Origin of the sequence: Streptomyces sp. NPDC001668, assembly GCF_042893155.1 — a bacterium.
Taxonomy (GTDB): Bacteria; Actinomycetota; Actinomycetes; order Streptomycetales; family Streptomycetaceae; genus Streptomyces.
In genome coordinates, this window is record NZ_JBIAUQ010000005.1 from 536,490 (window position 1) to 559,359 (window position 22,870).

General features: G+C 72.5%; 21 protein-coding genes and 2 pseudogenes. 12 read left to right on the forward strand and 11 right to left on the reverse strand.

The window, feature by feature from the left end; genetic code table 11:
• Positions 1–38: 38 nt before the first annotated feature.
• Positions 39–1,481: an adenylosuccinate lyase gene (gene purB / locus ACFYZ8_RS18990; RefSeq protein ID WP_388529761.1), complete on the forward strand. Its 1,443-nt coding sequence runs from the start codon at positions 39–41 to the stop codon at positions 1,479–1,481.
• Positions 1,478–2,026 carry a G/U mismatch-specific DNA glycosylase gene (gene mug, locus ACFYZ8_RS18995; protein WP_359032222.1) on the forward strand — a complete coding sequence of 183 codons (549 nt, stop codon included), beginning with the start codon at positions 1,478–1,480 and terminating at the stop codon, positions 2,024–2,026. Before purB ends, mug begins: the two co-directional genes overlap by 4 nt.
• A gap of 4 nt (positions 2,027–2,030) precedes the next feature.
• Here the strand turns inward: mug and ACFYZ8_RS19000 are convergent, their stop codons facing one another.
• From ACFYZ8_RS19000 to ACFYZ8_RS19010, 3 genes are read right to left on the reverse strand one after another with little or no spacing between them, the layout of a single operon-like run.
• On the reverse strand, positions 2,031–2,477 hold the full coding sequence (locus ACFYZ8_RS19000) for a hypothetical protein (RefSeq protein ID WP_388529758.1): 447 nt from the start codon (positions 2,475–2,477) through the stop codon (positions 2,031–2,033).
• Between the two features lie 56 nt (positions 2,478–2,533).
• The gene (locus ACFYZ8_RS19005; RefSeq protein WP_388529755.1) at positions 2,534–3,259 is read right to left on the reverse strand and encodes an ABC transporter permease; all 726 of its coding nucleotides are present in this window, start codon (positions 3,257–3,259) and stop codon (positions 2,534–2,536) included.
• A 1-nt stretch (position 3,260) separates the two neighbouring features.
• Positions 3,261–4,181: an ABC transporter ATP-binding protein gene (locus ACFYZ8_RS19010; RefSeq protein ID WP_359032135.1), complete on the reverse strand. Its 921-nt coding sequence runs from the start codon at positions 4,179–4,181 to the stop codon at positions 3,261–3,263.
• A gap of 108 nt (positions 4,182–4,289) precedes the next feature.
• Between ACFYZ8_RS19010 and ACFYZ8_RS19015 the strand changes: the two genes are divergently transcribed.
• From ACFYZ8_RS19015 to ACFYZ8_RS19025, 3 genes are all read left to right on the forward strand, one after another.
• A complete protein-coding gene (locus ACFYZ8_RS19015) occupies positions 4,290–5,459 on the forward strand; it encodes a histidine kinase (RefSeq protein ID WP_359032136.1) in 1,170 nt (389 codons plus the stop codon).
• A 14-nt stretch (positions 5,460–5,473) separates the two neighbouring features.
• Complete coding sequence (locus ACFYZ8_RS19020) at positions 5,474–6,136, forward strand: response regulator (RefSeq protein ID WP_388529751.1); 663 nt, start codon at positions 5,474–5,476, stop codon at positions 6,134–6,136.
• Between the two features lie 107 nt (positions 6,137–6,243).
• Positions 6,244–7,401 (forward strand): ROK family transcriptional regulator, encoded by a 1,158-nt coding sequence (locus ACFYZ8_RS19025; RefSeq protein ID WP_388529748.1) that lies wholly within the window; start codon positions 6,244–6,246, stop codon positions 7,399–7,401.
• 58 nt (positions 7,402–7,459) lie between these two features.
• On the opposite strand, the gene ACFYZ8_RS19030 is transcribed toward ACFYZ8_RS19025, so the two are convergent.
• Positions 7,460–8,221, reverse strand: coding sequence for a GntR family transcriptional regulator (locus ACFYZ8_RS19030; RefSeq protein ID WP_359032139.1), 762 nt, complete (start codon positions 8,219–8,221; stop codon positions 7,460–7,462).
• A gap of 167 nt (positions 8,222–8,388) precedes the next feature.
• Positions 8,389–9,273 carry an RNA polymerase sigma-70 factor gene (locus ACFYZ8_RS19035; RefSeq protein ID WP_388529745.1) on the reverse strand — a complete coding sequence of 295 codons (885 nt, stop codon included), beginning with the start codon at positions 9,271–9,273 and terminating at the stop codon, positions 8,389–8,391.
• A 154-nt stretch (positions 9,274–9,427) separates the two neighbouring features.
• On the opposite strand from ACFYZ8_RS19035, the gene ACFYZ8_RS19040 reads away from it, so the two are divergent.
• Positions 9,428–10,258 carry an alpha/beta fold hydrolase gene (locus ACFYZ8_RS19040; RefSeq protein ID WP_359032141.1) on the forward strand — a complete coding sequence of 277 codons (831 nt, stop codon included), beginning with the start codon at positions 9,428–9,430 and terminating at the stop codon, positions 10,256–10,258.
• Positions 10,259–10,351: 93 nt separating this feature from the next.
• On the opposite strand, the pseudogene ACFYZ8_RS19045 reads toward ACFYZ8_RS19040, so the two are convergent.
• A pseudogene (locus ACFYZ8_RS19045) lies at positions 10,352–11,197 on the reverse strand (EamA family transporter); the annotation flags it as partial.
• Here ACFYZ8_RS19045 and ACFYZ8_RS19050 point away from each other — a divergent pair.
• The 3 genes from ACFYZ8_RS19050 (at position 11,188) to ACFYZ8_RS19060 (ending at position 15,953) form a co-directional block, all read left to right on the forward strand.
• The gene (locus ACFYZ8_RS19050; protein WP_388529742.1) at positions 11,188–12,648 is read left to right on the forward strand and encodes a PLP-dependent aminotransferase family protein; all 1,461 of its coding nucleotides are present in this window, start codon (positions 11,188–11,190) and stop codon (positions 12,646–12,648) included. The pseudogene ACFYZ8_RS19045 and the gene ACFYZ8_RS19050 sit on opposite strands and share 10 nt — an antisense overlap.
• A 132-nt stretch (positions 12,649–12,780) precedes the next feature.
• Complete coding sequence (locus ACFYZ8_RS19055) at positions 12,781–14,367, forward strand: alkaline phosphatase D family protein (RefSeq protein ID WP_388529739.1); 1,587 nt, start codon at positions 12,781–12,783, stop codon at positions 14,365–14,367.
• 203 nt (positions 14,368–14,570) lie between these two features.
• A complete protein-coding gene (locus tag ACFYZ8_RS19060; protein ID WP_388529736.1) occupies positions 14,571–15,953 on the forward strand; it encodes a GNAT family N-acetyltransferase in 1,383 nt (460 codons plus the stop codon).
• Here the strand turns inward: ACFYZ8_RS19060 and ACFYZ8_RS19065 are convergent.
• The gene (locus ACFYZ8_RS19065) at positions 15,931–17,142 is read right to left on the reverse strand and encodes a trans-sulfuration enzyme family protein (RefSeq protein WP_388529733.1); all 1,212 of its coding nucleotides are present in this window, start codon (positions 17,140–17,142) and stop codon (positions 15,931–15,933) included. The genes ACFYZ8_RS19060 and ACFYZ8_RS19065 overlap by 23 nt on opposite strands.
• 60 nt (positions 17,143–17,202) lie before the next feature.
• Here ACFYZ8_RS19065 and ACFYZ8_RS19070 point away from each other — a divergent pair, with 60 nt between their 5' ends.
• Positions 17,203–17,697, forward strand: a complete 495-nt coding sequence (locus ACFYZ8_RS19070; RefSeq protein ID WP_020122341.1) for an Lrp/AsnC family transcriptional regulator — start codon at positions 17,203–17,205, stop codon at positions 17,695–17,697.
• Positions 17,698–17,730: 33 nt separating this feature from the next.
• The gene (locus ACFYZ8_RS19075) at positions 17,731–19,422 is read left to right on the forward strand and encodes a DUF885 domain-containing protein (RefSeq protein WP_388529730.1); all 1,692 of its coding nucleotides are present in this window, start codon (positions 17,731–17,733) and stop codon (positions 19,420–19,422) included.
• Between the two features lie 71 nt (positions 19,423–19,493).
• Here the strand turns inward: ACFYZ8_RS19075 and ACFYZ8_RS19080 are convergent, their stop codons facing one another.
• Together ACFYZ8_RS19080 and ACFYZ8_RS19085 are read right to left on the reverse strand one after the other, a co-directional pair.
• Positions 19,494–20,009 carry an immunity 21 family protein gene (locus ACFYZ8_RS19080; protein ID WP_388529728.1) on the reverse strand — a complete coding sequence of 172 codons (516 nt, stop codon included), beginning with the start codon at positions 20,007–20,009 and terminating at the stop codon, positions 19,494–19,496.
• Between the two features lie 71 nt (positions 20,010–20,080).
• Positions 20,081–20,566 carry a rhodanese-like domain-containing protein gene (locus ACFYZ8_RS19085; protein WP_388529725.1) on the reverse strand — a complete coding sequence of 162 codons (486 nt, stop codon included), beginning with the start codon at positions 20,564–20,566 and terminating at the stop codon, positions 20,081–20,083.
• Between the two features lie 94 nt (positions 20,567–20,660).
• Here ACFYZ8_RS19085 and ACFYZ8_RS19090 point away from each other — a divergent pair, with 94 nt between their 5' ends.
• Complete coding sequence (locus tag ACFYZ8_RS19090) at positions 20,661–21,107, forward strand: Lrp/AsnC family transcriptional regulator (RefSeq protein ID WP_123987747.1); 447 nt, start codon at positions 20,661–20,663, stop codon at positions 21,105–21,107.
• Between the two features lie 35 nt (positions 21,108–21,142).
• On the opposite strand, the gene ACFYZ8_RS19095 is transcribed toward ACFYZ8_RS19090, so the two are convergent.
• Positions 21,143–21,427, reverse strand: coding sequence for a hypothetical protein (locus tag ACFYZ8_RS19095; RefSeq protein ID WP_388529721.1), 285 nt, complete (start codon positions 21,425–21,427; stop codon positions 21,143–21,145).
• 465 nt (positions 21,428–21,892) lie between these two features.
• Positions 21,893–22,855, reverse strand: a pseudogene (locus tag ACFYZ8_RS19100) (sugar-binding protein); the annotation flags it as partial.
• Positions 22,856–22,870: the final 15 nt, after the last annotated feature.

The window sequence follows — 22,870 nt, forward strand, 5'->3', positions numbered from 1 at the left end:
ACGCTGGCCTGCACGAATCGCCAGTAGAATCCGTACACGTGACTTCCGCTCCCGCCAAGCCCCGCATCCCGAACGTCCTCGCCGGACGCTACGCCTCCGCCGAGCTCGCCACGCTCTGGTCTCCCGAGCAGAAGGTGAGGCTCGAGCGTCAGCTCTGGCTCGCCGTGCTGCGGGCCCAGAAGGACCTCGGGATCGAGGTGCCGGAGCAGGCCCTCGCCGACTACGAGCGGGTCCTCGACACCGTCGACCTGGCCTCCATCGCCGAGCGCGAGAAGGTCACGCGGCACGACGTGAAGGCGCGGATCGAGGAGTTCAACGACCTCGCCGGGCACGAGCAGGTCCACAAGGGAATGACCTCCCGGGACCTCACGGAGAACGTCGAGCAGCTGCAGATCCGGCTCTCCCTGGAGCTGATCCGCGACCGCGGCGTGGCCGTCCTGGCCCGCCTCGGCAAGCTCGCCGGCGAGTACGGCGAGCTGGTCATGGCCGGCCGCTCCCACAACGTGGCCGCGCAGGCCACCACCCTCGGCAAGCGTTTCGCGACCGCGGCGGACGAGCTGCTCGTGGCCCACGGCCGGGTCGAGGAGCTCCTCGCCCGCTACCCGCTGCGCGGCATCAAGGGCCCGGTCGGCACCGCGCAGGACATGCTGGACCTGCTGGGCGGGGACGCCTCGAAGCTGGCGGAGCTGGAGCAGCGGATCGCCTCTCACCTGGGCTTCTCGCAGGCGTTCACCTCGGTCGGCCAGGTGTACCCGCGTTCCCTGGACTACGAGGTCGTGACCGCGCTGGTGCAGCTGGCGGCGGCGCCGTCGTCGCTGGCCAAGACGATCCGCCTGATGGCCGGGCACGAGCTGGTGACCGAGGGCTTCAAGCCGGGCCAGGTCGGCTCCTCCGCGATGCCGCACAAGATGAACACGCGGTCCTGCGAGCGGGTCAACGGCCTGATGGTGATCCTGCGCGGCTACGCCTCGATGACGGGCGAGCTGGCGGGCGACCAGTGGAACGAGGGCGACGTGTCCTGCTCGGTGGTGCGCCGGGTCGCGCTGCCGGACGCGTTCTTCGCGCTCGACGGTCTCCTGGAGACCTTCCTGACCGTCCTCGACGAGTTCGGCGCCTTCCCCGCCGTCGTCGCCCGCGAACTGGACCGCTACCTGCCCTTCCTCGCCACCACCAAGGTGCTGATGGGCGCGGTGCGCGCGGGTGTCGGCCGTGAGGTCGCGCACGAGGCGATCAAGGAGAACGCCGTCGCCTCCGCCCTCGCGATGCGCGAGCAGGGCGCCGAGCGCAACGAACTCCTCGACAAGCTGGCCGCCGACGAGCGCATCCCGCTCGACCGTGCCCAGCTGGACGTGCTGATGGCCGACAAGCTGTCCTTCACGGGCGCCGCGGCCGACCAGGTCGCCGTCGTCGTCGGCCGGATCGAGGAGCTCGTCAAGCAGCACCCGGCTGCCGCGGGTTACACGCCGGGGGCGATCCTCTGACCCGGTTCACCCCCGCGGACCTGGAGGCCGCCCGCGACCGGCTCGTGCCGGATGTCGTCGCGGACGGCCTCCGCGTTCTGTTCTGCGGCATCAATCCCGGGCTGATGACGGCGGCCACGGGCCATCACTTCGCCCGTCCCGGAAACCGGTTCTGGCCGGTGCTGCACCTGTCCGGGTTCACACCGCGGCTCCTGAAGCCCTCGGAACAGCAGGAGTTGCTGTCGTACGGGCTCGGCATCACCAATGTCGTGGCCCGGGCGACCGCGCGGGCGGACGAGCTGAGCGCGGAGGAGTACCGCGAGGGCGGTCGGCTGCTGGCGGAGAAGGTGGCGCGGCTCAGGCCCCGCTGGCTGGCCGTGGTGGGGGTCACCGCCTATCGCGCGGCCTTCGACGACAAGAAGGCGAAGGTCGGGCCGCAGGAGCGGACGATCGGGGACTCGCGCGTGTGGGTGCTGCCGAACCCCAGCGGCCTCAACGCGCACTGGACCGCGGCGACGATGGCGGAGGAGTTCGGCCGGCTGCGGGTGGCGGCTGAGCAGGGCTAGTGGCTCACACCGGGTCGATGTCCGAGGCCACGGCGAGGACATGGACCTCGTCGGCCTCGTCCCGGTAGGCGACGCCGAGGGCGATCCAGCGGTCCGAGCCAGGAGGCTGCCAGAGGTCCAGGTCGTCCGTCACGATGCTCGTCGTGAACCAGGGCTCGGGTATCTCCTCGCCCCGGTCGAGGCGCAGCTTGAGCGTGTCCATGCCCCAGGGCCGCTGCTGCCTGCCCCAGCGGTCGTCCAACTCCTGGCCTATGCGGCTCTTGAGGGCGTAGAAGTCCGTCACGATCGCCATGCGTGGCGCCGCGTCGCCGTCGCGCGTCCCGTGGCTCACCGCTAACGACTCGATGCGGTACCCGGGCCCCGACCGGTACGCGTCCGACTCGCCGTCGACCGCGGTCAGGTCGCGGGCGCACAGCGAGTCGATCGCGGCGAGGTACTTCGCGCTGTCCATGTGATCCAGTAAAGCGGCCGCCACTGACATGTGGCGGGGTGTCAGGCGACTTGCGTTCAGGCGTCCCGGTGCCGGATGCTCCACGCCCCCGCGACCAGGGCGGCGGCCGCCCAGGCCGCGGTCACGGCGAGTCCCGTCCACGGTCCCAGGGGCCCGTCGTGCGACTCGTACAGGACGATCTGTCCCGCCCGGTCCGGCAGGAAGTCGGTGGCCCCGCCCGCCACATCGCCGATCACGAACGAGACGACCAGGATGAACGGGATCAGGAGCGACAGCGCTGCCACCCCGCTGCGCAGCACCGCCGCGAGACCGGCCGCCAGCAGCGCCATCAGGGTGAGGTAGATCCCGCAGCCGGCGACACCGCGTACCTGTTCACCGGTGCTCAGGCCGCTCGCCGCCTCGCCGAGCCCGGCGCGGGCCACGACGAGGGCGGTGAGGGCGGTCACCACGCCGACCACGAGCGTGGGTACGGCGACGGCCGTCGCCTTCGCCAGGAACCACCGCCCGCGGCGCGGCACCGCGGCCAGCGACAGCCGGAGCCCACCCGCGTGGAACTCCGACGACACCGCCATGGCACCGAAGGAGATGGCCGCGATCTGGCCGGGGGCGACTCCGGAAAGAGCCATGAACAGCGGGTCGAACTCGGGGTCGGAGGTCTCCGACACCCCCGCGATCGCGGAGAACGCGGTGGTGGCCGCGAACAGGGCCGACAGCGCGCCGAGAAGCGAGCGCAGGGTGCGGATCTTCAGCCACTCGGAGTGGAGGACGGCGGCAAAGGGCATGTCAGGCCTCCTGGGGCTGTGCGGTGAACTCGGTTTCGGCGGCCGTGAGGTCGAGATAGGCCTGCTCCAAGGTGGCTTCCTCCGCGCTCAGTTCGAGGAGCGGGACACCCGCCGAGGAGGCCAGGACGCCGATCTCGTCCACGCGTGCGTCCTGCACGGTCCAGTGCCCGTCCTCGTGCCGCACGGCGTCATGGCCGTGCCGGGCGAGGGCGTTCTCGAGCGCGGTCGGGTCGCTCGTGCGGACGCGGACGCCGGGCCGCACGCGTGCGTGGATGAACTCCCGCATCGGGGTGTCGGCGAGCAGGCGGCCCCGGCCCAGGACGACGAGGTGGTCGGCGAAGGACGCGGTCTCGTTCATGAGGTGGCTGGAGACCAGCACCGTACGGCCCTCGGCGGCCAGCCGGCGCAGCAGCTCGCGGATCCAGATGATGCCTTCGGGGTCCAGGCCGTTGGAGGGCTCGTCGAGCATCACCACTCCGGGGTCGCCGAGCAGCGCGGCCGCGATGCCGAGCCGCTGCCGCATGCCCAGGGAGTACGTCCGCACCCGGCGACCGGCGACCGAGCCCAGTCCCGTCCGCTCCAGCACCTCGTCGACCCGGCGGTCGGGGATGCGGTTGCTCGCCGCCAGCGTGCGCAGGTGGTCGCGGCCGGTGCGGGAGCCGTGCGCGGCCTGGGCGTCGAGCAGGGCGCCCACGTGGCGCAGGGGTGCGTCGAGCGTGACGTAGGCGCGGCCGCCGATCGTGGCCGTGCCGGAGGTCGGGCGGTCGAGGCCGAGGACGAGCCGCATGGTGGTGGACTTTCCGGCGCCGTTGGGGCCGAGGAAGCCGGTGACGCGGCCGGGCAGGACACGGAAGGTGACGTCGTCCACGGCGCGTCGGGTGCCGAACTCCTTGGTGAGTGCTTGGACTTCGATGCTGGTCATGGCAGCAGCCTGGCCGGTGTCGCGGGGGCGGGGCCTCCCCCGCGCGTGGAGATCGTCTCCCCCGTGCGGGGGAGGCTCGTTGTCGGTGGTGGCTGGCACGATGGCCGAATGGTCCGCTTGCTGCGCCCGTTCGGCCGGGCGGTGACGTACACACGATGGCTGCATCTGTTCATCGCCGTCGTGTGGCCGGCCATGTGGTTGTTCGTCGAGGAAGCGTGGTGGACGTGGCCGGCGGCGGCCGTGACGCTCGCGCCCGCCGGGCTGGTGCCCGCGATGCGCACCGTGGAGGGGTTGCAGGCGAGGCTGCTGCTGACCGGGCACCGGCACAACAGCGACAGCATCGACATCGTGGTCGCGCCGTCGGCGTCCTGGAGCGACCGGGGGCGGCTCGTCCTGTGGCTGGAGACGCGGCTGCTGCTCGGCAACGTGACGGCGATGCTCTCCGTGCAGCTGCTTGTCGGCTCGGCGGATCTGGTGGCGTCGGCCTTCGGCCGGGACGTCGACGAGGGCGTGCTGGTCCTCCTCGACGGCCACCAGTGGTGGCACGTCCTGCTGGTGCCCCTGCCGCTGGCCGCGCTGGCGGCGACCGTGGTCGGCTCGGGCCGTCTGGTCACCGCGCTCGCGCTCCGGCTGCTCGGCCCCTCCCCCGCCGAGCGTCTGGCCGCGATGGAGGAGCGCACCGAGCAGCTCCTGGAGCGCACCCGAATCGCGCGTGAGCTGCACGACTCCATCGGGCACGCGCTGACCGTCGCCGTCGTCCAGGCGGGCGCCGCGCGGGCGGCCGGGGACCCGGCCTTCACCGACCGTGCCCTGGACGCCATCGAGGAGACCGGCCGGGCCGCGCTGGAGGACCTGGAGCGCGTGCTCGGCGTGCTGCGCGAGTCCGAGCGGCCGGTGAGCGGCCGTCCGACGCTGACGGACGCGGACCGGCTGCTGGAGTCCGCGCGCGCGTCCGGCGCCAAGGTGGACGCCGAACTGACCGGGCCGGTGGACACCGTGCCCGGGCCGGTCTCCCGGGAGGGCTACCGGATCCTCCAGGAGGCGCTGACCAATGTGCTGCGGCACGCGGGGGCCGTCCCGGTCCGGGTCCGTATCGAGGTCACGGACGGGGCCCTCGCCCTGGAGGTCCGCAATCCGCTGACGGCCGACATACCCGGCCCCGGCCGGGGCAGCGGACTGCGCGGCATACGCGAGCGGGCGGCCCTGCTGGGCGGCCACGCGCACACCGGACCCGACCGAGGCGACTGGCAGGTGCATGCCGAGCTACCGCTCCGCTGATCTACGCTGACGGGATGCCCGTCACCGTTCTCCTCGTCGACGACGAACCCCTCGTACGCGCCGGTCTGCGGGCGGTCCTGGAGGCGCAGCCCGACATCGAGGTCGTCGGCGAGGCGGCCGACGGGGCGGCGGTGATCCCCCTCGTCCGGCGGCTGCGGCCCGACGTGGTCGCCATGGACGTACGGATGCCGCTGCTGGACGGCATCGAGGCCACGCGCGCGGTGCTGCGGACGGTCGAGGCGCCGCCGAAGATCCTCGTCGTGACGACGTTCGAGAACGACGAGTACGTGTACGAGGCCCTGCGGGCCGGTGCCGACGGGTTTCTGCTGAAGCGGGCCCGCCCGGCCGAGATCGTGCACGCGGTGCGGCTGGTCGCCGAGGGTGAGTCGCTGCTGTTCCCCGCCTCGGTACGGCAGCTGGCCGCCCAGTACGGCGAGGAGGGCGGCAACCGGGCGGCCCGGGCCGCGATGGAGCGGGCCCAGCTGACCGAGCGGGAGGCCGAGGTGCTGCGGCTGATGGCGCGTGGTCTGTCGAACGCGGAGATCGCCGGGCGGCTGGTCGTCGGCACGGAGACCGTCAAGTCGCATGTCAGCGCCGTGCTGGCGAAGCTGGGGGCGCGGGACCGGACCCAGGCGGTGATCGCGGCCTACGAGTCGGGATTCGTGGCGCCGGGGTGAGAGGCGGACGGGGCGGCCGACGGAAAAGGGTCCGGCTCGGGGCGCAATCCCGGCCAAGCGGCCTGTACGATCCGCCCCACACGCCGCACGAGCTGGGAGGACGGACGTTGGGGCGACTGACCGGCGGGGATCCCTCACTCCTGCGCAGGATCAATTCCGCGGTGGTGCTGCACGCGCTGCGTGCCACGGACTGCGCCACACTGACCGAGATCACCCGGGTGACGGGCCTGTCCCGGCCGACGGTCGAGGGCGTCGTCGAGGGGCTGATCGAGGGCGGCCTGGTGGTCGAGAAGGCCGCCGACGAGAGTGTCGCCCGGCGACAGGGGCGGCCCGCGCGGCGGTTCCGGTTCCGGGCCGAGGCCGGGCATCTGCTGGGCCTGGACATCGGGCCGCACCGGGTCGCCGCGCTCCTGTCCGACCTCGACGGCCGGGTGCTCGGCGCGGTGGCCAAGGACGTCGACGAGACGGCCCTCGCCGACGAGCGCCTGGAGCGGCTGCGCACCGCGGTGGCCGAACTGCTGCGCCGGGCCGGGGTCGCGCGCGACTCCCTGTGGGCCGTGGGCGTCGCCTCGCCGGGCATCGTGGAGGCGGACGGCACCATACGGCTGTGCGCGGCGCTGCCCGAGTGGACGGGGCTGCGGCTCGGCGAGCGGCTGAGCCGTTCCTTCAAGTGCCCGGTACTGGTCGAGAACGACGCCAACGCGGCCGCGGTCGCCGAGCACTGGAAGGGCTCCGCCACCGAGTCCGACGACGTGGTGTTCGTGCTGGCCGGGCTGAGCCCGGGGGCCGGTTCGCTGATCGGCGGGCGGCTGCACCGGGGGTACGGCGGCGCCGCCGGGGAGATCGGGGCGCTGCATCTGCTGGGCCGCGAGGTCACCCCGGAGACGCTGCTGTCCACCACGGACGAGCCCCTGCACCCGCTCGACGAGCAGGCGGTCGCCGAGGTCTTCGCACAGGCGCGGGAGGGCGACCAGCGGGCCCGGGCGGCCGTGGACCGCTTCATCCAGCGGCTCGTGCACGACGTGGCGGCTCTGGTCCTGGCCCTGGACCCGGAACTCGTCGTGGTGGGCGGCTGGGCGGTCGGCCTGGACGGCGTACTGGAGCCGCTGCGGCGCGAGTTGGCCCGTTACTGTCTGCGCCCGCCGAGGGTCGCCCTGTCGCTCCTCGGTGAGGCGGCCGTGGCGACGGGCGCGCTGCGGCTCGCCCTCGACCATGTGGAGGAGCAGCTGTTCGCGGTGGAGGGGACCGTGACCGCACGGCGGTGAGTGATCCCCTGGCACACGGCGGTGCCCCGGACCGGGACCCGGGGCACCGCCGTACCGCTCAGGAAGCCCGGCGTTCCGGCCCCTCGTGGATCTCCACCGCGCCGGAGTCACCGAAGGTCAGCCGGCAGGTGTCGGCGCGGTAGGTGGCCACCGAGACGGCGGCGGTGCGGCCCCCGGCCAGGTAGCGGGTGGTGACGACGAGCACCGGCGCGCCGGGCAGGCGGTCCAGTTCCTTCGCGTCGTCCGCGCGGGCCGAGCCGAGTTCGACGGCGTTCTCCCGGCTCTCCAGCTCCAGGCGCTGCAGTTCGCGCAGCACGGCACGCGCGCGTGCCACCCCTGACGGGGCGTCTATGGCGGAGAGCTCCGGCACCGACGCCTCGGGGATGTACAGCAGTTCGGCGGCGACGGGCTGGCCGTGGGTGACGCGGGAGCGGCGCACGACGTGCACCGACTGCTCGCGGCCGGTGCCGAGGGCGTCCGCGACGGAGGCGGGCGGCACCGCGCAGGCGCAGTCGACGGACTGCCAGTCGTCACCGGCCGCGCCGGGCCAGGCCTGCTGCTCGGTGCCGACGGCCACACCCACGCGCGGCGGGGCGACGGTCGTCCCGACACCGCGGCGGCGCTGCAGCCTGCCTTCCAGCTCCAGCTGCTCCAGAGCCTGGCGCAGCGTGGCGCGGGCGACGCCGTAACGGGCGGCGAGGTCGCGCTCGTTGGGCAGGATCTCGCCCACGGAGAATTCGGAGTCCAGTGCCTCACTGAGCACGGTCTTGAGATGCCAGTACTTCGGTTCCGGCACCGATTCCAGCTGCGTGGTCCCCACCGTGTCCTCCGCGATCGCCGTGGTCCGGCGGCGTTTTAGCGCCCTTGTTTATTAAAGGTTGTTTCACTTCTCTGCGACCATAGGGCGGCCCTCACCCTTGGTCAAGACCAATCCTCGATCCCCTGTGGGGCGCGCGGGCGTGATGTCACACAGCGTTGATGAGGCATTCAGACGGCAGGCAGGGCGTGCAGCTTGTCGGGGTTGCGGATGATGTAGACGGACTGGATGCGGCCGTCCAGGATGTCCAACTGGAAGACGGAGTCGGGCTTTCCGCCCGACAGGACGAGCACCGCGGGCCCGCCGTTGAGCTCCAGGAAGCGCCAGGTGACGTCCGGGGCGCCCTTTCCGGCGACGCCGACCAGGAAGCGGCCCACGTGGTCGGCCGACTCCAGGACCCGCAGCGGCGCCTTGGCCTTGCCGCCGCTGTCCCCGACGAGGCGGACGTCGGGCGCGAGCAGGGACATCAGCGCCTCCAGGTCCCCTCCGCCCGCCGCGGCGAGGAAACGCTCCGTCAGATCGCGGCGCCGGACCGGGTCGACCTCGTAGCGCGGACGTCGTTCGTCGACATGTCTGCGGGCCCGCCCGGCGAGCTGCCGTACGGCGGGTTCGGCGCGGTCGAGCATGGCGGCGATGTCGGCGTAGGGGTAGCCGAAGGCCTCCCTGAGGACGAACACCGCCCGCTCCAGCGGGGACAGGGACTCCATGACGACCAGGACCGCGAGGGAGACCGAGTCGGCGAGGACGGCCTGTTCGGCGGTGTCGGGCACGGTGTCCCCGAAGTCGGTGACGTACGGCTCGGGCAGCCAGGGGCCGACGTAGGTCTCGCCGCGCGCCTTGACCTGGCGCAGCCGGTCGATCGCCAGGCGTGTGGTGACGCGGACCAGGTAGGCGCGCGGTTCGCGCACCTCGCTCCGGTCGGCGGCCGACCAGCGCAGCCAGGCGTCCTGCACCACGTCCTCGGCGTCGGCGACGCGCCCGAGCATGCGGTAGGCGACACCCATGAGGACGGGACGGTGTTCTTCGAAGACGTCGGTCTCGGTTTCGGTGGCCACGCTTTCATCCCAACCCAGACGCCGGTCCGTGTCCAGGCGATTACGCGGACCCCTACCCACGGGTCTACCCGCCAGTAGTAATTGCTGACAAGCTGTCTACAGCGTCCGTTCGTGAGATCCCTTATCAGCCCGTGAGTTGCCGCCAGGAGCCTTCATGTCCGCCACCGTCTCCTTCAAAGTCCCCTCCCCCGAGGGACCGCAGCCCGTGACCGTGTCCTACACGCGCGTGGGGCGCGGTGAGCCGCTGCTCCTGCTGCACGGCATCGGGCACCACCGGCAGGCCTGGGACCCGGTGGTGGACATCCTGGCCACCGAGCGCGACGTGATCGCCGTGGACCTGCCCGGGTTCGGGGCGTCGCCGGGGCTGCCCGGGGGGCTGTCGTACGACCTGGCCACCACGACGTCGGTGTTCGGGGCCTTCTGCGAGGCCCTGGAGCTGGACCGCCCGCATGTGGCCGGCAACTCCCTCGGCGGCCTGCTGGCCCTGGAACTGGGCCGCGAGCGGCTCGTACGGTCCGTCACCGCGCTGTCCCCCGCCGGATTCTGGTCGCAGGCCGAGCGACGCTACGCGTTCGGGGTGCTGCTCGCGATGCGGCACATAGCGCGACGGCTGCCCATGCCGCTGGTGGAGCGGCTCTCGCGCAGCGCGGCCGGCCGCACCATGCTCACGAGCACCATCTACGCCCGCCCGGGCCGCCGTTCACCCGAGGCCGTGGTCGCCGAGACGCTCGCCCTCGCGCGGGCCACGGGGTTCGACGAGACGCTCCGGGCCGGCACCGCCGTCCAGTTCGGCGACGACGTCCCGGGGCTGCCGGTCACGGTCGCCTGGGGCACCAGGGACATGCTGCTGGTGCGCCGGCAGGGCGTGCGGGCCAAGCAGATCATCCCCCGGGCCCGGCTCGTGCGGCTGCCCGGCTGCGGCCACTGCCCGATGAACGACGACCCGGCCCTGGTCGCGCGGGTCATCCTCGACGGCAGCCGCTGAGCCCTTCCGTTTCCGGCTCGACGCCCCCGATCCCAGGGCGACTCCGGCACCGACCAGGGCGCTGCCCACGGCCTGGGCGGCGCCGTACGAGCCCGTGCCGACGAGCGGCGCGGTGCAGGCCGCCGCGACCGGGATGAGGCCCGAGAACAGCGTGGCGCGCTCGGCGCCGATCCGCTGCATGCCCATGTACCAGCACACGAAGCCGACGACGGTGACGACCGCCGCCTGCCACAGCAGCGCGGCGGTCTCGGCCGTGCCGGGGCGGCGCAGCCACGCGGTGCCGTCCAGGAGCAGTCCGGCCGCCGCGGCCTCGACGGCGGCGACCGCGCAGACCACGGCGGACAGCAGCCGTGGCCCCAGGGGCCGCAGCACCGGTACGGCGAGCACCGCGAAGCCGACCTCACCGGCCAGCGCGCCCACCGAGAAGGCGAGGCCCGCGCCGTCCGTACGGCCCCAGCCCTGGACGGCGAAGGCGCCGAGGGCCACCAGCAGGGCGCCCCGCAGGACGCGCCGGCGGGGCCTGCGGCCCTCCAGCAGCGGGACGAGGACGGCCACCCATACGGGGGCGCAGCCCACGAAGACGCCGGGGACGGCCGGTTCCGCGGTGCGTTCGGCGGCGATGACGGCGAGGTTGAAGCCGACCATGCCGACGGCGGCGAGGAGCGCGAGACGGGTCCACCGGCGGGGTCCGAGCGCCCGCAGCCGGGGCGCGGCGCCCCTCGCGGCCAGGGGGGCCAGCAGCAGCGCGGCGAGGGCGTAGCGCAGGAACTGGCCGCCCGCGTACGGGTAGTCGCCGAGGAGGCTGTTGGCGGTGAAGGACGCTCCGACGAGGACACAGGCGAACGTGGCGAGGAGGGAGCCGCGCGTGGTGGTGGCGTTCATGGCAGTGACGCTAGGAAGCACGGCGGTCCGGTTTAAGGTCCAGTGCCATGACGTCATCGGGGACCAATCCACAGGGGCGGCCCGACGTACCGGAAGGCGCCGGATCGGCCGCCTGGGAACTGCTCCTGCCCGCCGTCTCCGCGCCGGCACGCACGCGTGGCCGTTCCCTCCAGGCGGCCCTGCGGGAGGCGGTGCGGTCCGGGCGGCTGGTACCGGGGACGCGGCTGCCGTCGAGCCGGGATCTGGCCGCCGACCTCGGGGTGTCGCGCGGGCTGGTCACCGAGGCGTACGAGCAGCTGACGGCGGAGGGGTACCTGCGCAGCGGCCGGGGTGCCGGCACCTGGGTCGGCGGAGCCGTGCGAGCCGCCCACCCGCGCGCGCGTGACCTGGCCCCGCGCAACCCGGCCACTCTCGCCGACTTCGTCGCGGGGACGCCCGACCTGTCGTTGTTCCCCCGCACCGCCTGGGCCACGGCCCACCGCGGCGTGCTGGCGGAGCTGCCGCACCAGGATCTCGGCTATCCCGACCCGCGCGGGCTGCCCCGGCTGCGTGCCGCCCTGGCCGAACTGCTGACGCGCCGCAGGGGCGTGGTCGCCGATCCGGAGCGGATCGTGGTCGTCTCCGGCGTGGCGCAGGCGACGACACTGCTCGGATTCGCCCTCCACGCGCGCGGGTTGCCGACGGTCGGCGCGGAGGATCCCGGGAGCCCGCAGCACGACGCCCTGTACGCGGCGGCGGGCGTCACCACCGTTCCCGTACCGCTGGACGAGGACGGGATCTCCCTGGCAGACCTGCGCGCCTCCGGGGTGCGTGCCGTGGTCACCACGCCCTCCCACCAGTTCCCCACCGGTATCGCCTACTCCGCGCACCGCCGCGCGGAACTCCTCGACTGGGCGCGCTCCGTCGACGGCTTCCTCCTGGAGGACGACTACGACGGCGACTTCCGCTACGACCGCGCTCCCGTCGGCGCGCTCCAGGGGCTCGACCCGGACCGGGTCGCCTACGCGGGATCGGTCAGCAAGTCCCTCGCTCCGGGACTGCGGCTCGGCTGGCTGCTGGTGCCTCAGGCACTGGCCGACGAGGTCGTCGAGCGCAAGCGGACCATGGACCTCGGCCATCCCACGATCGACCAGGCGCTGTTCGCCCGGTTCGTGGAGCGCGGCGACTACGACCGCCAGCTGCGCCGCTGCCAGCGCGCCTACCGGGAGCGGCGCGACGCGCTCGTCTCCGCGCTGGAGGAGCACCTCCCGGGCACAAAGGTGTCCGGGATCGCCGCCGGGCTGCACGTCATCGCCGAACTGCCGCACCGGTACGGCCCCCAGAAGGCGTTGCTCGCGCGCCTGGCCGCGGCCGGTGTGCTCGTGCGCCCGCTGACGGACTACGCACACGCGCGTGCCGAGCCGGACGGCACGGAGGGCGGGGTGCGGCTGGTCCTCGGTTACGCGCACCTGTCTCCGACGCGGATCCGGGACGGCGTACGTCTGATGGCCGAGGCCGCCCGCGACTGACCCCCGCGCTTTCGCACACGGGTTCCCTTGTTCCCGCGGTCAGTTGTTCACTTGCGGTTTCCGTGTGCGCTGCGGCGCCCCAGTAGTTGTGGCATCGCACACTGGCCGGATCCCGTCCCTGGAGGCGCATCCATGTCCCATCGTCCGTTCCCCGGCCGCCGCAGCGTTCTGCGCGGCTCCCTGGCCGCGTCGGCGGCCCTCACCCTGCCCGCGGTCTCTTCAGCCGCGCCCGCCTTCGCCCTGTCCGGGCGCCCCGGGGCGGGCTGGGGGGTGCAGACGGGAGACGTGACCTGCGACTCCGGCCTGGTGTGGGTGCGCTCCGACCGTCCGGCCCGGATGATCGTGGAGACCTCCGCGACCGAGTCGTTCCGCAATCCGCGCCGGTGGCACGGGCCGCTGCTCGGCGCGGACACCGACTTCACGGGGACGACCCGGCTGCGCGGCCTGCCGTCGGGCGAGCAGATCCACTACCGCGTGCTGCTGGCCGACCCGGACGACCCGCGCCGCACCGGTGAGCCGGTCACCGGAACCTTCCGCACGGTGTCCCCCAAGCGTCGGGACGGCGTGCGGTTCCTGTGGTCGGGGGACCTCGCAGGGCAGGGCTGGGGCATCAACCCGGACTTCGGCGGCTACACGATCTACCGGGCGATGGCGAAGCTCGACCCGGACTTCTTCCTGTGCAGCGGCGACAACATCTACGCCGACGGGCCGATCCCGGCCACGGCCGCCCTGCCCGACGGCAGCACCTGGCGGAACATCACCACCGAGGAGAAGTCCAAGGTCGCCGAGACCCTGGCGGAGTTCCGCGGCAACTTCCGCTACAACCTGCTCGACCACAACCTGAGGGACTTCAACGCCCAGGTGCCGTCGATCATCCAGTGGGACGACCACGAGGTGCGCAACAACTGGTACCCGGGCCAGACGATCCTGGACTCCGACACCCGTTACACCGAGAAGAGCGTCGACGTGCTCGCGGGCCGGGCGCGGCGCGCGTTCAGCGAGTACTTCCCGGTCTCCACGCTGCGGCCGGGGGCCCGGGACGGCCGGGTGTACCGGGTGTTGCGGCAGGGTCCGCTGCTCGACGTGTTCGTGCTGGACATGCGCACGTACCGCAACGCCAACTCGCCCGACGACCAGGCCGTGGACCCGCAGGGCATCCTCGGCCGGGAGCAGCTGGAGTGGCTCAAGCGGGAGCTCTCGCGCTCGCGGGCGGTGTGGAAGGTGATCGCCTCCGACATGCCGCTCGGGCTGGTCGTGCCCGACGCCACGGAGGGCAGGGCGAACATCGAGGCGGTCGCGCAGGGCGACCCGGGCGCCCCGCTCGGACGTGAGCTGCAGATCGCCGAGCTGCTGCGGTACATCAAGCACCGGAAGATCACCGGCACGGTGTGGCTGACCGCCGACGTCCACCACACCTCGGCCCAGCACTACCAGCCCTCGCGGGCCGCGTTCACCGACTTCGAGCCGTTCTGGGAGTTCGTGTCGGGACCCCTGAACGCGGGTGCCTTCCCGGCCAGCGCGCTCGACGGCACCTTCGGCCCGGAGCGGGTGTTCGTGAAGGCGCCGACCGCCTCGAACGTCTCCCCCGCGGGCGGCTACCAGTTCTTCGGGGAGGTCGACATCGACGGCCACAGCGGTGAGCTGACGGTGCGTCTGCGCGAGCAGGACGGCACGGTGCTGTTCACGAAGGTGCTCCAGCCGGGTCGCGTCGGACAGTAACTCCCGTACCCTGCTGGGCGGGTCGCGCATCGGCGTCATCCCCCGGTGCGCGGCCCGTGAACAGTTGAAAAGGGTACAAACCGTACGGACCACACTTTACCGATCAGTCACAATGCGTTCGTGATCACGCAACACCGTTCCTCCACAGTGGCTGCATGACTCGAGACATGTCTGATGTGACCCGTGCGAAACACGGTCGCCCCGTGCACCACTGGCGGCGCGATCTGATCGAACTCGCGGCCCTGTTCACGGCCGTCGCCGTGGCCGACACCGTGGCCGACCTGATCGGGCACGGTCCCGACGGCACCGCCCTGCTGGTGATCTCGGCGGTGGCCCTGGCCGCCACGGCCGGATTCCACACATGGTGGGCACGCCGCCACGGCCACGCGCCCCCGACGGGTGATACCGGCACCCGGCCGCTGCCCCACGGGGAGCAGGCCGGGCCGGCCGACCAGCGGGCACGGACCCCGGATCCCGTGGCCGCGGAGAGCACGCTGTGGCGGATGCGCACCACGGTGAAGGACGAACCGGGCTCGCTGGCCGCCCTGTGCACGGCCCTCGCCGGACAGCGGGTCGACATCCTCAGCCTCCAGACCCACCCGCTGGCCGAGGGCACCGTCGACGAGTTCCTGCTGCGCGCCCCCGGCACGCTGGAGGGCTCCGAGATCACCCGGGCCGTCGCGCGGTCCGGCGGCGCCGACACCTGGATCGAGCGGGCCGACACCCACGACCTGGTGGACGCCCCGACCCGGGTGCTGGGCCTCGCCACCCGCACCGCCCTGGACGCGGCCGAACTGCCGCTCGCCCTGCGGCAGTTGCTCGGCCGGTGCACGATCCGGTCGCTGCCCGCCGTTCCGCTCGGCGGCGGTCGCGGACCGGAGGGGGTGCCGGTGGAAGGGGTTCTGGAGGACACCGTGATGCGGTTGCGGGCGCCGGAAGGTGGAGTGATCACCGTGGAGCGGCCGTATCTGCCGTTCACGCCGACGGAGTTCGCCCGGGCCCGGGCCCTGGTCGAGCTGGACGCCCGGCTCGGTCCGCGGGTGCCGCGCAGCCAGGACGTGCTGACCCTGGCAGAAGGCCACGACATCACCGTGCGCCGGGCGGACACCGGAGACCTGGAGGCCGCGGTGGCCATGCACGAGCGGTGCTCTCCGCGGACGTTGAGCATGCGGTACCACGGGCCCGTCGGGGACGCCGACCGGTATCTGAACCATCTGCTCAGCCCGCGGTTCGGGCGGACCCTCGCCGTGCAGACCGCGTCGGGACGGATCGTCGGCCTCGGGCACCTGCTGTGGGACGGGGACGAGACCGAGGTGGCGCTGCTCGTCGAGGACACGTGGCAGCGGCGGGGAATCGGGGGCGAGCTGCTGGAGCGGCTGGTCGCGATGGCCGCCGAGGCCGGGTGCGCGAGCGTGTACGCCGTGACGCAGTCGTCCAACACCGGGATGGTCGCCGCGATGCGTGGGCTGGGGCTCCCCCTCGACTACCAGATCGAGGAGGGGACCTTGGTGATCACGGCGCGGCTGGATGCGTCGGTGGAGGAGGCGGAGAGCGCGATCGGGGTCAGCAGGGCCGAAGCGCCGTAGCGATTCCGGCCTGGTCGGCGGGTGCGGGTTCACGCCCGCACCCCAGTGCCGTGTCCAGATCCGCCCAGAGGTCCTCCACGTCCTCCAGGCCCACCGACATCCGCAGCAGGCGGTCGCTCACCCCGGCGCCCCTCCGGTCGTCCGCGTCCACGATGCGGTGGCTGATCGACGCCGGGTGCTGGATGAGGGTGTCCACGCTGCCCAGGCTCACCGCCGGGGTGATCAGACGCACCCGGTCGATCACCTCGTGCGGGTCGCCGTCGACCTCGAAGGCGACCATCGCGCCGCCGATCCGCGGGTAGTGGACCCGGCTGACCCGGGGATCCGCGGCGAGACGTCGGGCGAGTTCCGCGGCGGTCGTCGAGGCGGCGCGGACCCGGACCGGCAGTGTCGACAGGCCGCGGAGCAGGAGGTAGCCGGCGAGCGGGTGCAGGACGCCGCCCGTGGCGAAGCGGACCTGCCGCAGCCGGCCCGCGAACTCCTCGTCGCAGGCCACCACCCCGGCCATCACGTCCCCGTGCCCGCCGAGGTACTTGGTGGCGCTGTGCAGCACGAGCCGTGCGCCCTGTTCGGCGGGGCGCTGGAGCACCGGCGTGGCGAAGGTGTTGTCCGCGAGCAGGGGGACCGAGCCGCAGGAGTGGGCCAGGGCCCGCAGGTCGATCTCGGCGAGGGTGGGGTTGGCCGGGGACTCGACCAGGACCAGGCCCGTGTCCGGGCGCAGGGCGTCGGCGACTCCCGCCGGATCGGTCCAGGTGACCTCGGTGCCGAGGAGTCCCGCGGTCAGCAGGTGGTCGCTGCAGCCGTACAGGGGGCGGACGGCGACGACGTGGCGCAGGCCCAGGGAGGCCCGTACGAGAAGGACGGCGGTGAGCGCGGCCATGCCGCTGGCGAAGGCGACCGCGGCCTCGGTGTTCTCCAGACGCGCCAGGGCGGTCTCGAAGCGGGCGACGGTCGGGTTGCCGAGACGGCCGTAGACGGGCGGGCCGTCCGGTTCGGCGCCGGTCGCGGCGAAGGCGTCGATGCGGGCGGCCTCGCCGCGGCTGTCGTGGGACGGGTAGGTCGTCGACAGATCGATGGGCGGGGCGTGCAGTCCCTGCCGGGCGAGGTCGTCGCGGCCGGCGTGGACGGCCTCGGTGGCCAGTGCTCTGAGCGGCGTACGCGAGGCGGTGGAGGGGCGCGCTGAGTCCATGGACGCAAGGGTGAACACTGCCCGGCGTTCTGCCGCCGAAGTCCGTGCTACGTTCGGCCGATGGCCGAATCTGTCGTACTGGACCCGGTGGACCTGCATCTGCTGCGGCTGTTGCAGAACGACGCCCGGACCACCTACCGCGACCTCGCCGCGCAGGTCGGTGTGGCGCCGTCGACCTGTCTGGACCGGGTGACCCGGCTGCGCCGCTCGGGGGTGATCCTCGGGCATCAGCTGCGGCTGGATCCGGCGAAGCTGGGCCGGGGCCTGGAGGCGCTGCTGTCGGTGCAGGTCAGGCCGCATCGGCGGGAGCTGGTGGGGCCGTTCGTGGAGCGGATCCGGGCGCTGCCGGAGTCGCGGACCGTCTTCCATCTGACCGGGCCCGACGACTACCTCGTGCATGTGGCCGTGGCCGACATGGCGGACCTGCAACGGCTGGTCCTGGACGGGTTCACATCCCGGCGCGAGGTGGCCCGGGTGGAGACCCGGCTGATCTTCCAGCAGTGGGAGTGCGGGCCGTTGCTCCCGCCTGCCACGCCGACAGCGGAATCGGGGTGACGCCCGCCAGGTCCCCGTACGAGGATGGACCGCATGTCTGAGACCCAGATCAAGCTGCCCCGTCAGGTCGCCGACGCCTACGTCGACGAGCTCATCGCCCTCGATCCGATCACCGGCACCTACCTGGGTGCGAAGGAGAGTTCGAGCAGGCTGCCCGACACCTCGCCGGCGGGCCAGGAGGCGCTCGCGGAGCTTCAGCGGGCCACGCTCGCGAAGCTGGACGAGGCCGAGCGGCAGCCCGGCGCGGACAGCGACATCGAGCGCCGCTGCGGCAGGCTGCTGCGGGAGCGGCTGACGGCCGAACTCGCCGTGCACGAGGCCGACGAGGGGCTGCGCTCGGTCGGCAACATGGCCACGGCCGCGCACTCGATCCGTGAGATCTTCACCGTGACCCCGATGGAGACGGAGGAGGACTGGGCAGCGATCGCCCAGCGGCTGCGGGCGGTACCGGCCGCGTACGCCGGTTACCGCGAGTCCCTCGCGCTCGGTCTGGAGCGCAAGCTGTACGCGGCACCGCGCCCGACCGCCACCTTCGTCGAGCAGCTCACCGAGTGGGCGGACACCGACGGCAACGGCCGCGGCTGGTTCGAGGACTTCGTCGCCGCGGGCCCCGAGGCGCTGCGCGCGGAGCTGGACGAGGCCGCCCGCACCGCGACGGCCGCCGTGGTGGAGCTGCGCGACTGGATGCGGGACGTGTACGTGCCGACGATCGCGGGCGCCCCGGACACGGTGGGCCGGGAGCGGTACGCCCGCTGGGCCCGCTACTTCAACGGCACGGACCTCGACCTGGACGAGGCGTACGCCTACGGCTGGTCCGAGTACCACCGGCTGCTCGGCGAGATGCGGCTGGAGGCCGAGAAGATCCTGCCGCGCGCCGGGACACCGTGGGTGGCGCTCGCCCACCTCGACGAGCACGGCAAGCACATCGAGGGCGTCGACGAGGTCCGCGACTGGCTCCAGGGCCTGATGGACCAGGCGATCGACTCGCTGGACGGCACCCACTTCGAACTCGCCGAGCGGGTGCGGAGGGTGGAGTCGTGCATCGCCCCGCCCGGCGGTGCGGCGGCCCCGTACTACACGGCCCCCTCGGAGGACTTCTCGCGCCCGGGCCGCACCTGGCTGCCGACCATGGGCCAGACCCGTTTCCCGGTCTACGACCTCGTCTCGACCTGGTACCACGAGGGCGTCCCCGGCCATCACCTCCAGCTCGCGCAGTGGGCGCACGTCGCGGCGGACCTCTCCCGCTACCAGGCCACCGTGGGCGGGGTGAGCGCCAACGCCGAGGGCTGGGCGCTGTACGCGGAGCGGCTGATGGACGAGCTCGGCTTCCTCACGGACCCGGAGCAGCGGCTCGGCTATCTCGACGCGCAGATGATGCGGGCCACCCGGGTCATCGTCGACATCGGCATGCACCTGGAGCTGGAGATCCCGGCGGACTCCCCCTTCCACCCGGGCGAGCGCTGGACGCCCGAGCTGGCGCAGGAGTTCTTCGGCGCGCACAGCAGCCGTCCGGCGGACTTCGTGGAGAGCGAGCTGACCCGCTACCTCACGATCCCGGGCCAGGCGATCGGCTACAAGCTCGGCGAGCGGGCCTGGCTGCTGGGCCGGGAGAAGGCCCGGGCGCGGCACGGCGAGGCGTTCGACCTGAAGGCCTGGCACATGGCGGCGCTGTCACAGGGCTCGCTCGGGCTGGACGACCTGGTGGACGAGCTGGCCCTGCTGTGATCCGTACGACGGGACGGTGACGAGGCGGGCCGGTTCGTCCGGCCCGCCTCGGTGGCACACGTGAACGACGCTCAGTCCGCGAGTCTGCGCAGCTGGACCAGACCCAGCCAGGTCTCCGGTCCGGGCCGCACGTTGGCCGCGCGCACCGCATAGCGGCCGGGGGCGAGCGAGATCTTCAAGTGGTCGGTGTTCACCGAGTCGTTGCCGGGCCAGGCCGCGTCGAACAGGACGACCGGGCCGGGCACGGCCCAGCTCACCTCGTCCTCCCACACGGCCGTGGCGAGCGCGGCGGGGACCTGAGCGAGGAGATCGTCCTCGGACTCGGCGGCGCACCACCGTACGAAGGTGCCGTGGTCGGGGAGGTAGGAGGTCGAGGCGGGTTCGTCGCCGAGGACCAGGGCGGCGGCGTCGCCGACCGGCAACAGACCGACGCAGCCCTCGACTTCACAGGCCCGGTCGTAGTCGGACGCCGTCTCGTCGCCGTCGGCGCCCGCCCAGAACGGCAGCACCGTCTCCGGGACCGCTATGAGCGGGCCGCCGCCCGACTCCACCCACTCCACCGCGCCCGGCTCCGCGTATCTCACCATGGGCCAGAACCTACACGCACCGGGACCCCGAGGTTGCAACTGCACAGGAACCCTACGGGGATTGCGGGGACTCAGCAGCCGCAGTCCTCCGCGTCCACCGGCGCGGTCAGGGAGTCGGCGGTGCGCCGCTCGCGGCCCTCCCAGGTCTCGAACTCGAAGCCCTCGCGCACCCAGTACTCGAAGCCGCCGAGCATCTCCTTGACCTGGTATCCGAGTTCGGCGAGGGCGAGCGCGGCGCGGGTGGCGCCGTTGCAGCCGGGACCCCAGCAGTACGTCACCACCGGCACGGACCTGTCGAGGAGCTGTTCCGCCTGCTCGGGGATGAGCGCGGTGGGCAGGTGGACCGCGCCCGGGACGTGGCCCTGGTCCCAGGCGGCGGTGGAGCGGGAGTCGAGAACCACGAAGCCGGGGTCGCCGTCCGCGGCGAGCGTGGTGGCGACATCGGAGACGTCCGCGTGGAAGACCAGGCTGGCGCGGAAGTAGGCGGCGGCCTCGGCCGGGGTGGCCGGGGCGGTGCGCAGGACGGGGTTCACAGTGGGCGCGTCGGTTGTCGTCATGCCCAGAAATCTACGGTTGATGATCAACAAGCTGAAGAGGGATTCCACGGCGTGAGCCTTGCCGGGCCGGGGATTCCCCTGCTATCTCTCAGACATGACCGCGTATTCCCCGGACGCCACCGACTGGCGCATCCTCGATGTCCTCCAGCGGGAGGGCCGGGCCAGTTTCGCCGAGCTCGCCCGTGCCGTCTCGATGTCCGCGAGCGCGGTCACGGAGCGGGTGCGGCGCCTCGAGGAGGCGGGGGTCATCCAGGGGTACGCCGCCGTCGTGGACCCCGACCGGCTGGGCCTGCCGATCCTGGCGTTCGTCCGCCTCCGGTACCCCAACGGCAACTACAAGCCCTTCCACGACCTGGTCGCCGTGACGCCCGAGATCCTGGAGGCGCACCATGTGACCGGTGACGACTGCTTCGTCATCAAGGTCGCGGCCCGCTCGATGCGGCACCTGGAGGAGGTGTCGGGCAAGATCGGCACGCTGGGCTCGGTGACGACGAGCGTCGTCTACTCCTCCCCGCTCCCCCGCCGCCCCCTGGGGCGCTGACCTTCCTGGACAGAACACCGGGATAGAACGACCTCTCAGGATTCCGAAATGTATCCCTCTGTCCAGTGGTCCTCATCGATCACTGCTTCCTCGATGTAGAAGCAGTTGGGCTCGTCGGCGAATCCAGGGAGAGTCCGAGCGCGTTCAATACGTTCCTGTGCCCGTTCGCGGCTTGAATAGGTGCCGAGATGTTTGACATCGTCTCCGGCTTCTTCGTCGGACCAGAAGTCGTCGGGGTGGGTGAAGTGCCATACCTCGCCGTCCTCTTCGGCCTGGTGGTGCACATGCCAGAGCAGGTAGACCTTGGCGAGTCCGCTCACGATCTTCGCATCCTTTCCTTTTTCTTCTTCGAGAAGTGGGCCCGGGCGGCCGGTCGGTGGACCGGCCGCCCGGGGCAACTGATCGCAGTAGGTGCGACTGGTTGCGGGACAGGTACTTCCTCACCTTGTTATAGATGGAGCCGGGGAGCGGGTCGTGCAGACCGCGTCGGTGCCGTCGTCGTCCCGGGTGTAGGTACGGGTGACGGGTGTTCCGGCCGGGTCCGGGTCCTGCTCCACGGTGTAACCGCCGGGCAGGCCCTGGCTCGCTACGGTGCCGCCGGCGTCGTAGCGGGCTGAGAAGGCGCCGGCGACGGAGTCGGTGACCGAGGTGGCCAGGCCTCGGGGGGCGATGCCGGTGTCGTAGGTGTAGTTGGTGGTCGACGGCACGCTGTCGGTGACGACGGTGGGCCTGTCGAGTGCGTCGTGCTTGGTGGTGGTGGTCGCGCCGTCAGCGTCGGTGTGGGAGGTGTCTGCGGACCAGTCGACCGTCTCGCCCTGCTGCACGTAGGTGTCAAGACGTTGCTCAGCGCCGTGGTGGAGGGGTCCACCGTGACCGGGAACTTCGTCGCCTTGTCGGCGAGGAAGGCGGCGTCCGGGGTGAAGAGCAGGTCGATGCTGGAGCCGTGCTGGACGACCTTCAAGGCGACCTTCGCCCGGTGGGTGTGCTCACCGGAGACCGGGTCCACGGTGGCGTCCCACATCATTGGGGCGGGTATCACCGCACGCTTCCTACCCGACTTGGCGTCGGTGAAGACCACACTGCCGTCGGCCTGCTGCGCGGCTTTGAGGCCCTTGGCCCTGAGCGGCATCGTGTAGGCAACCGCCCGCGGACGGGCGCTGCTTGATGGTCACGTACTGCTCGAACCCGGACCGGGTGGCTTCCACGACCACGTCCGCGCCGGGCACCGCATCACGGTAGGTCGCCTTGGGGCCGTCCAGGACGGGGGTGGGCAGGCCGCCCTTCCACTGCAGTTCGACCTGCTCCTGGCCCTGCCCGAGAGTGACCAGGGTGCGCGCCGCGGCCTTGCCCGCCGCCTTCAGCGAGGCCGGCCTGCTGCCGCCCTTGCCGCCCAGGACCAGGCCCTCGGGGTGAGCGGCGGGAGCGACCGTGCCGTCGGCGCGAGCCGCCAGGTCGAGGTCCACGTCGGTCCACTGTCCGCCGCGCTTGAACCGCACCGGGCCGGCTGCGAGCTCCGTGGTCAGCGACCCGTTCGGGTTCACCCACGTCGTGGACGTCTCCGAACGCTCCGACAGCGCCTCGACCCGCTTGCCCGACAACCGCGCGGCCACCCGCGCCGACGGCAGGTCGGCCGCCTGCGTCGCCCAGTGCCGATCAGCCTTGGCCGGCGCGGCATGAGGTGCGGCGAAGGCCGGCTCGCTTCCCTGGAGCAGCGAGACGGATACAGCCAGGGCGAGTGAACCGGCCATGGGCACGGCCACTTT